We start from the raw sequence: 434 nt of genomic DNA, 5'->3' as shown, positions 1-434 counted from the left end.
GATCATCGGTACGATGATAATAAAGTCGAAAATCCAGGGAACAACGCCTATGAATCCAATCACCGTGAGGAAGGTGAGAAGAGCGACCGGGCGAAATGGAAAGCGGACGATCTCGACTAATACCTAGAAGTGAAGGCGCCATATCGGTGATCTTCACTTTTTTCTCGTGTCCGGAGTCGCAAAGCGAGATGTGTGGGGAATCGAGGTGCTATACTGAGAGCATCGAAGAGGTGATAAGACATGAAAAAAATAGTGACAGCTTTAGCAGGAATCGGTCTTGCCAGTGCTTGGTTCATCAACCGATACCCGGTGTTCGGGAAACGACCAAGCCGTGCAGAGCGGCGGAGTTTCGAACGATCAGATCGTTTTGTTGACGGGAAATTCAAAAATGAGATGGATTTCCAGTTGAAGATGGAATGGGACTCGATGAAAAG

At 47.7% G+C, this 434-nt stretch carries 1 pseudogene; it reads left to right on the top strand.

Annotated features, from left to right (window positions below):
- Positions 1-240: 240 nt before the first annotated feature.
- Positions 241-434 (top strand): annotated as a pseudogene (locus tag B2751_RS01780) (hypothetical protein); the annotation flags it as partial.

The organism is Exiguobacterium sp. UBA6282 (assembly GCF_002440475.1).
GTDB lineage: Bacteria > Bacillota > Bacilli > Exiguobacteriales > Exiguobacteriaceae > Exiguobacterium_A.
This window is presented reverse-complemented; position numbering and strand designations above follow the sequence as displayed.